The organism is Rhizobium sp. P28RR-XV, assembly GCF_012641385.1.
Taxonomy (GTDB): Bacteria; Pseudomonadota; Alphaproteobacteria; order Rhizobiales; family Rhizobiaceae; genus Rhizobium.
Map to the genome: position 1 here is coordinate 1 of NZ_JABAIG010000013.1, position 7,563 is coordinate 7,563.

The window sequence follows — 7,563 nt, forward strand, 5'->3', positions numbered from 1 at the left end:
ATCGGCGACCTGTTACCGTTCAACTTCTCCGGCACCTCCGCGGCCTAATAGAGCTGCATACCGCTCCCGATACGAGGGCGATTTAGCCGTGACGAAGCCGCCAATGCGCATGGAAAATAGCGCTTACTTCTAAAGTTATAAGCCGAAGCATTAACTTATTGATCTTTTAAGAGTTTAGCAACATCCTGAGAAAAAATCCCCTCGTCCGTAGGCGGAATTTTAGCGATCATCGCTTCCACATCGAAAGACCGTCCCAAGGTATCCAATACCATACCGCAGGAATTATGACCGCATGTTGGTGCTTGGCCCTGGTCGAGCAGCATGCGGTTGCCATTCCGGTCAATTGCATCTGCCCTGAGCGGATTGTTAGGCGCTCCTACGCCTCCCGCTACAAACTCCCCTGTTTGCGGATTCAGTTCAAGATTATTGACGGCGGAACGCACGCTGCTATCAGCAGCGTCACTGACCCGGAAGCGGATGGCAACTGCCTCGCCACCAGCGGTAACCAGGCTCGCTGCAACGAGACCGAGATCGATCGCGGCCTGGATCTTTTGCGCTTCTTCGTCGGAATAGTTCTGCTTCTTAAAGGCCGAGACCAGAAGTGAATCGGCTTCCTTGCCCGTTATTAGCGTCTCCGTATAGCCATGCAAATGGTTGGCGCTATTCATTGCGGTGGCGATCGCGGCAATGCAGGCTGAGGTGCCAACATTGCATAGAGAGGCAACGCCTACGGTTCCCGCGATTTCTAGGATTGCAGCCGTTCCTGCATTGGTTCGGGCGATCTGTGCAAGAGCGCCGTCGATCGCGGCGGGTATCGAGCCGCCCTTGTCGACTGCGTCGGCTATATATCTGGCTAGGATCACATCGAGATAAACGGCCCCTTTACCTGGTTGGGTTCGCGGTTTTATCCGAAGAATCGTCATCAGGCAGAGGGCCGTATGCTCCCTTTAGACCCTTGTGGGCCTTGATGTTGGCTAGGATGACTTATAACCCGCGAAACAGTCATACTTCTCCAGGTCCAATTTAAACCCATATCGTTGAAAAAGCTTTTCGTTAGCTTCTGCGTTAATTTGATACTCTCCATATAGGAACGGATCCTCATCAGGTACGTTTAACGTTTCCCGAAGAAATTGAAGATCACTGTGTTCGAGCTGTAACATGTTCATGAGTTTAGCGCCCTCTCTTTGGAACATGTTAATGACGAAATAAATTCCCATCGCGCACCTCACGTTTTTGTACTTCGACCAGGTTTCGGGGGCTTTGTTTGCTTTCCAGTTTTAGGATCGTATTCACCTAAATGTTTCTTCCCAGTTTTATCATATTTCTCTAACGCTCCATGCGTATGCGCCGTCCACGACCCATTGATTTATCAGTTGCAGCAGCTTGATAGTCTTGCGGGAGGGCCGGATGTGAGCTCACCCGATAGTATCTGACGAGCTCATTGTGAGGCCTTGATGCGTGCGGCATAGGCCCAGGGCATGAGGGCATCGATGTCTTTTGCCAGGTGGCCGTTTGCGAGGCGGGTGAAGAGGTCGCACAGATAGGCGTAAGGCTCAACGCCGTTCATTTTACAAGTGCCGATCAGGCTGGCAAACCGGGCCCAATTGCGGCCCCCTTCATCGTGGCCCGCAAAGAGCGCATTGCGGCGATTCATGGCGGGTCGGCGGATCGCGTTTTCCACCAGGTTGGAGTCGATATCGACGTGGCCGTCGTCCAGGAACAGCCGGAAGCCGTCCTGCCGCGTTAGCATATAGGCCAGGGCTTTTCCGAGATCGGACTTGCGTGAGACGCGCTTGGCTTGCGCTGCCAGCCAGGTGAAGAACTCGTCCACCAGCGGGAGGGATAGGTCCTGTCGAACTGCCCGGCGATGTTCGGGATCTGAGCCCCGGATACTGGCTTCGATCTTGTAGAGCGCGGCGATCCGCACCAGCGCCGCGTCGACGATGGGCGATCCACTCTTTGGCGTGGCCTTGATCAGCTTTCTGCGCCCGTGCGCCCAACAGAAAGCCAGCTTCAAGGGGTCGCCACCCATCCGGTCCGACGAGGCCAGATGAGAATAGCCTCCGTATGCATCGACCTGGATCGTGCCGTTGAACCCGTCGAGGATTTCAGCGGCATATTCGCCTTTACGCCCAGGTCGATAATGGAACACCACGCCCGGCGGTGCAGAACCGTTCCAGCCGCGGTCGTCACGCAACACGGCCCAGAGATAACCGGTCTTCGTCTTGCCTCGCCCCGGATCAAGAACCGGAGCTGTTGTCTCGTCGACATAGAGCCGCGTGCTTTCAAACAGCAGCCGTTCAGCCATGTGGTCTACCACCGGTGCGATTTCGCTGCCCGTGCGCCCCATCCAATCGGAAAGGACCGTGCGGTCTATCGGCACCCCATGTCGCGCCATGACTTCGGCCTGCCGGTTGAGCGGCATGTGTTCGGAATGCTTGGAGACGGCAATCTGAGCCAGAAGGGCTTCCGTCGGCCAGCTCCCTTCCAAGAGATGCGCCGGCGCTCTGGCCTGGACGACGCCCGTTCGACCCTTGGGGCATGCGTATTTCGGGCGGATCGTGACGATCACCTCGTAGCGCGCCGGAACCCGGTCGAGCCGTTCCGTCCGATCCTCGCCGATCCGGACCATGTTGCCGCAACCGCAGGGACAAACGATGCTCTCGGGCTCGATCACCTTCTCGACCCGCGGCAGGTGTTCGGGCAGCGCACGGGCCTTACGCTCCTTGCGAGGAACGACCTTTTCCGGATCGGATGCGCTGGCTTCGATCTTTTTCTCGACGGCGGCGATCCGCGCCTGTGTTTCGGCAATCGCCGTTTCAAGGTCTTCCAGCGCCAGTTCCATCTGCGCCGGATCGAGCTTTTCCGATTTCGGCCCGAACTTCGTGCGCCGATAGTCGTGAACCTGCCCCTCAAGCTTCTCGATCAGTTCCTTCAACTCGGCGATGAACGCGTCCTTTTCGGCCACCACAGCCTGCTCATGCTGACGTGCAGCACGCTCGACCGACAGTTCGAACTGCATCGCCGCAAAGGCTTTGACCACCTCGGGTGGAAGGTCCGGGAACTGGCTAGGATCGATCGGCTGCGACATGCAGCTTCATAGCAAATCGAAGCAGAAAAACCCAATAAAACAATACAAAAACAGGACGGCTGAGTCATCCTGCCGCAGTCGGCGCTGTTACCCGTTGCGCCATAACCCGTCGCCAATCCAGCCCTTCGAACAAGGCTTCGTATTGAGCCCTGGAAAGACGCATCGTTCCATCCTGAACCTTGGGCCAGGCAAAGTTTCCATGTTCAAGAATCTTGTAGGTTAGCACCATTCCGGTGCCATCCCACACCAGGATCTTCAGGCGATCCCCGCGCTTCGACCGGAAGATCACCGTCACCCCCGAATGCGGATCAAGCTTCAACTCGGTCTGCACCATCAGAGCCAGCGCCTGATGCCCACAGCGGAAGTCCACCGGCCGCGTTGCAATCAGGATAGGCAGGCGTTGGCCCGCGACGATCATACCGTCCCTCGCATGGCTCGCACCAGAGCCGCCACACGTTCAACCGGCACATCGCCGGGAACCCGCATCACAAGGTCTGAGCCGATTTCCAACGTAATGATCCCCGACGGGGCTGCCGCCGGCTCCTGGATTGGCAAAGCATCGCCAGCCTCCTGCGGCTCCCTCTTGATCGCGAGTGGCACAAAAGCTGGCCCGAGTAAGCGGCTATCATCGGGCCGGCATCAGTTCCGCAGGCAGCGCCAGAAGACCCTGACGCGCCTGCCGTCGCCAATCGGAAAGCTGGTTTGCGATAACGCCGTGACGACGCGCGACATCCACCACGCGCACACCAGGCTCAAGGCTCTCCGCTACAATGCGAGACTTCACATCATCCGGCCAACGCCGGTTACCGCGGCGCGGCTCCACAACTTCGTAGCGGCCAATAAATCCATCTTCCATCATTCAGCTTCCAGATACGACTGGAAGACTTCTCGCATGCGCAGCTATGCTCAAAAAGCAGCAGACCCAATGGGACAGAGACGGCGCTTACGGATGTTCTGCAGGTCCGGCAGGCTAGGCAGCGAAGTATTGGTGTTCTCGGTATCGCGACGGATCGTGCCGATGTCCTGCATCTGATGCGCCGGATCGGTAATCGTGATGCCGATATTCTCGCCGATGGCGGAATACGCTTTGCCTGTATCGTTTTGGCCAGCCTTGACGGGCGGAGCGATCGTGAGCCCGCCAGTGCCGATCCCACCCCCATAGGTTTCGGCCTTCCAGGTCGAATGCGTGTCGATATCGGCTACCGTTAAGGTTTCCAGCCTGAGTATTAATGTGCGCGCTCTTTATGGCACACCAATCGATCGAATTTTAAAATCCTGTAAGGAATGAGAAGTACTTCGCTGTGAAAGTATATAAAAAATAATCGAAGAGATAATTAACCGAACCTACTCAATATTTCTCAGTATTTTCAAAAGCTCATTAGGAGTGAAACTGAAGTTATTTTTCCAATCCTTGTCACTCATGTGAAGATATCCAAGTATATTGTTAAGACAGCCGATAACAGCCATCTCAACATCCTGGCTCTCTGAATCTACAGCAGGCCACTCCTTTGAAACTGCGCTGAATCGCTCTCGTGAAATTCCAAATAGCGTTTCAAATTCCCACCCGGGAAATACGCGTTCATCTTCCGAAAAGATCAAGCAATCCTTGATAATTTCAAGATCGTTCTTGGATAGGTTATTTAATTTCATCGCGCACCCACTATTTCAGCCCGCTTATGTAGTCTGCGCGTTGTCTTCTGTGGGAATCGATATTCGCTGATGTGACCCAAGTCAGGCCCACTCCTCAAAGCCATCATCTCCTATCCGCACCACTCCAGCAGCGCGCTCTGCGCGAAAAACCCTAAGCTTTCTTCAGCAATTTTTGCCTCCTCTGCCATTTGATTGAAAACTTCGATCTGCGCCGGCAGAGATGAGTTAGCCGACGCACGCCCGAACACCATTTCGCGGCGATCAACAGGTAAAACATTCTCCAAAAGCGAAATTTGCTCAATCACCGAACTTTCAAAGTAACACTCCGTTCTTGGAAAGCTTTATCCTACCATGCCCTGCCGCGCCATTGTCCGCCAGGTGGAAAGGTGGTTCGGCTTCAAACCGTGTCGCTCCGCGACCTCATTCACCATCGCGCCTGGCCGCAGGCTTTCCGAAACGATCTGTGATTTGATGTCGTCTGGCCAATGCCGATGAACCTCACGCCCAGTCTTCCTGGTCGTGAGAAGCTCCAATGTACTCTCCATGGCGAAACTCCCGTTGCTCGGCCATGGAAAGCCGATCACAGATTAGTCCAGACAGGGCAACGTGGGAGCGGAACACCGGTTACGCTGCGGCTTGCGGCAAGCGGAACCAGCTCGCGTGAGATTGCCGTCGTGTTAGGAATTGCGCGTAGCACAGTGCAGGATAATCTGCAGCGCGCAGCGGCGGTCAAAAGGCGGTCAGTCAGGCGTTGGCACGGTTCTCGTGCACTGGAGCAGATCATTATTGAACAGTTCAGATCAAATCCCATTACATTGCACAACGACCGTTTGAACCAAGTGACAGACCGATCTTGTGCAGCCGTGAGTCGAGATCTGCTCCAGCGAAAGGCAATTTACTGGCAGAAATCAGCTCAGCGCAGGCCTCGCGCAACAGCGCAAATTTTTGATCGCCAATTTCGCGGTCGGCCATTGTCTCAAGCAAGAGAGCCAGATTAGCGTGAAGGGAGGAGTCCTCCGGCACATTCTTGATCGCCGTCTTGTAGTTCTCAACAGCATCATTCAACCTGCCCAACTGCAGCAACAAATCAGATAGTTCGACGTAAGGTCTCGGCGACATTGGTGCGAGAAGGATGACCTCGCGCAATTCCTTGATCGCTTCGTCCACATTACCATGGTCGCGCAGGGCAATTGCGAGATCTTCGTGATAACTAGAGAAGGTTGGCTGTAGCCTCACGGTTTCTCGAAACGCAGCGATAGCATCTTCAAGCTTACCCTGCTGCAAATAAGCTTTGGCAAGCGTGTCATGGTTGTCAGCACTGTCGGGGCTGCGAGCAATGTCGGCTTTGATACGAACGATATCCTCAGCGTTTGCGGCATCTGCCTCGGCAATGCGCCCTGTCGCGCGCAATGCCTTCTGTAATCCGTCTTTGGCCGACGTATCGGCGGGATCCTGCGCAACCGCGAGCCGATATTCATCAATAGCTTCGCTGGATCTGCCCTGAGCCTGGTAGATATCGGCCACGCTTCGGTGATAGGCATGATGCTTCGGATGCAGCCTCGTCGCGGCCTCGTATTGAACTAGCGCCTCATTCCATTTTTTCTCACCCTCATAGAGACTGGCGAGGAAAAAGTGCGGCTCATAGGCGTTCGGAAACGCTGATATCGCGTCAAAGTAAGCTCGTGCAGCGTCCTCATATTTTCTGGCGGATTTGAGTTTAACACCCAGCCGAATTCGGGCATCCAGATCTCCAGGAGCGAGGCGAATTGCTTCGCGGTAATGTGCGATGGCCTCAGCGTCCGCGCTGGGTGATCCCCTCGAGTTATCGGCGATGCCGAGATGGGCGATGACGTTGTTGCCATCAAGGCGAAGTGCTTCGCGATATTCTGCCAGCGTTTCCTTTGTGGCATCGGAAACGCTCAGCGACAAATGGCGGGCCAGTGTGAGATGTGCCGCCACATTCTCCGGATCAACGCGAACCCATTCACGATAGGCGATATCCTCATAATCGATATGACCTGGGAGCCCAAGGCGAGCGTTCCGGAGCGCTGGATTTTGCACGATCGCGTGCGTCGGATCGGTATCGATGGCGGTCTTCAATTCGGAGACGGCGTCCTCCGTCTTGCCTAGGGTCGCCAGTATTAACCAAAGATACCAATGGGCCTGCGAGGCCTTCGGATCGAGTTGGACCGCTTGATTCATCTCGGCCTCGGCCTTTTTGAAATCGACCTGAAGCATGTAAACGGACCCTAGCCAAATATGCGGCTGGGCCGATTTAGGCATCAGCAACATCGCTTGTTGAGCCTGGGCGATGGCGTCTTCATATTTTTTCTGAATGAGCAGGACGGAGAATATCTTTTCCCGCAGAGCGACCGATGACGGATCTTCCCGCAGCGCAGCCCGGTAAGTGGCGAGCGCGTCGTCCCATTTGTGTTGATGCGCCTGCTGATCGCCTAAGGTGAGGAGCTGCGTGTTCTTGTTCGAGGGTGCAAGGGGCAATGGCTCCGCACCTCGCTTGGCCTCACCTCCAGTCGTCTCGCTGAATTGCACTTCCATGAAAAGCGAAGCGGCCGCGATATTCAAATTGGCAGAGGGAGCTGCAATGGACGCCGAAGCGACGCCAACGAAAAACAATGACAACGAGATTTTCTGGAGAGGGTGCATAATTGTAGCCATGACGAAACGCTTAACGTCCTGAAAGTGCTGACAGGCCTGGGATCACACTACACCAAACCTCGAATGGCTTTGGATCGTGTGAGTGCCGCGACGTCCTTGTTTCGGGTGAGGGTACGCGTTCTTCAAGCTCGTCATAAGGTCCCAGA

The 7,563-nt window shown here is 55.2% G+C and carries 8 protein-coding genes and 2 pseudogenes; all 10 read right to left on the reverse strand.

From position 1 onward, the window contains the following. Window positions 1-155: 155 nt before the first annotated feature. The 10 genes and pseudogenes from HGP12_RS25580 to HGP12_RS25620 all read right to left on the reverse strand — a co-directional run bounded on the left by HGP12_RS25580 (window position 156) and on the right by HGP12_RS25620 (window position 7,381). Window positions 156-923 carry a hypothetical protein gene (locus tag HGP12_RS25580; protein ID WP_168841980.1) on the reverse strand — a complete coding sequence of 256 codons (768 nt, stop codon included), beginning with the start codon at window positions 921-923 and terminating at the stop codon, window positions 156-158. Window positions 924-1,225: 302 nt separating this feature from the next. Beyond that, window positions 1,226-1,366, reverse strand: coding sequence for a colicin E3/pyocin S6 family cytotoxin (locus HGP12_RS34855; RefSeq protein ID WP_168842025.1), 141 nt, complete (start codon window positions 1,364-1,366; stop codon window positions 1,226-1,228). A gap of 72 nt (window positions 1,367-1,438) precedes the next feature. Then, window positions 1,439-3,091: an IS66 family transposase gene (gene tnpC, locus HGP12_RS25590; protein WP_168841979.1), complete on the reverse strand. Its 1,653-nt coding sequence runs from the start codon at window positions 3,089-3,091 to the stop codon at window positions 1,439-1,441. A gap of 64 nt (window positions 3,092-3,155) precedes the next feature. Then, complete coding sequence (tnpB, locus tag HGP12_RS25595) at window positions 3,156-3,509, reverse strand: IS66 family insertion sequence element accessory protein TnpB (protein WP_168841978.1); 354 nt, start codon at window positions 3,507-3,509, stop codon at window positions 3,156-3,158. Further along, window positions 3,506-3,950, reverse strand: a pseudogene (gene tnpA / locus HGP12_RS34860) (IS66-like element accessory protein TnpA). The gene tnpB and the pseudogene tnpA overlap by 4 nt, the downstream one beginning before the upstream one ends. An 89-nt stretch (window positions 3,951-4,039) precedes the next feature. Next, a pseudogene (locus HGP12_RS34865) lies at window positions 4,040-4,303 on the reverse strand (hypothetical protein); the annotation flags it as partial. A 132-nt stretch (window positions 4,304-4,435) separates the two neighbouring features. Then, complete coding sequence (locus tag HGP12_RS25605; protein WP_168879640.1) at window positions 4,436-4,741, reverse strand: hypothetical protein; 306 nt, start codon at window positions 4,739-4,741, stop codon at window positions 4,436-4,438. 110 nt (window positions 4,742-4,851) lie between these two features. Continuing rightward, complete coding sequence (locus HGP12_RS25610; RefSeq protein WP_168841976.1) at window positions 4,852-5,046, reverse strand: hypothetical protein; 195 nt, start codon at window positions 5,044-5,046, stop codon at window positions 4,852-4,854. A 36-nt stretch (window positions 5,047-5,082) separates the two neighbouring features. Beyond that, window positions 5,083-5,286 carry a transposase gene (locus tag HGP12_RS25615; protein ID WP_168841975.1) on the reverse strand — a complete coding sequence of 68 codons (204 nt, stop codon included), beginning with the start codon at window positions 5,284-5,286 and terminating at the stop codon, window positions 5,083-5,085. Window positions 5,287-5,551: 265 nt separating this feature from the next. Beyond that, window positions 5,552-7,381 carry a tetratricopeptide repeat protein gene (locus HGP12_RS25620; protein ID WP_168879641.1) on the reverse strand — a complete coding sequence of 610 codons (1,830 nt, stop codon included), beginning with the start codon at window positions 7,379-7,381 and terminating at the stop codon, window positions 5,552-5,554. Window positions 7,382-7,563: the final 182 nt, after the last annotated feature.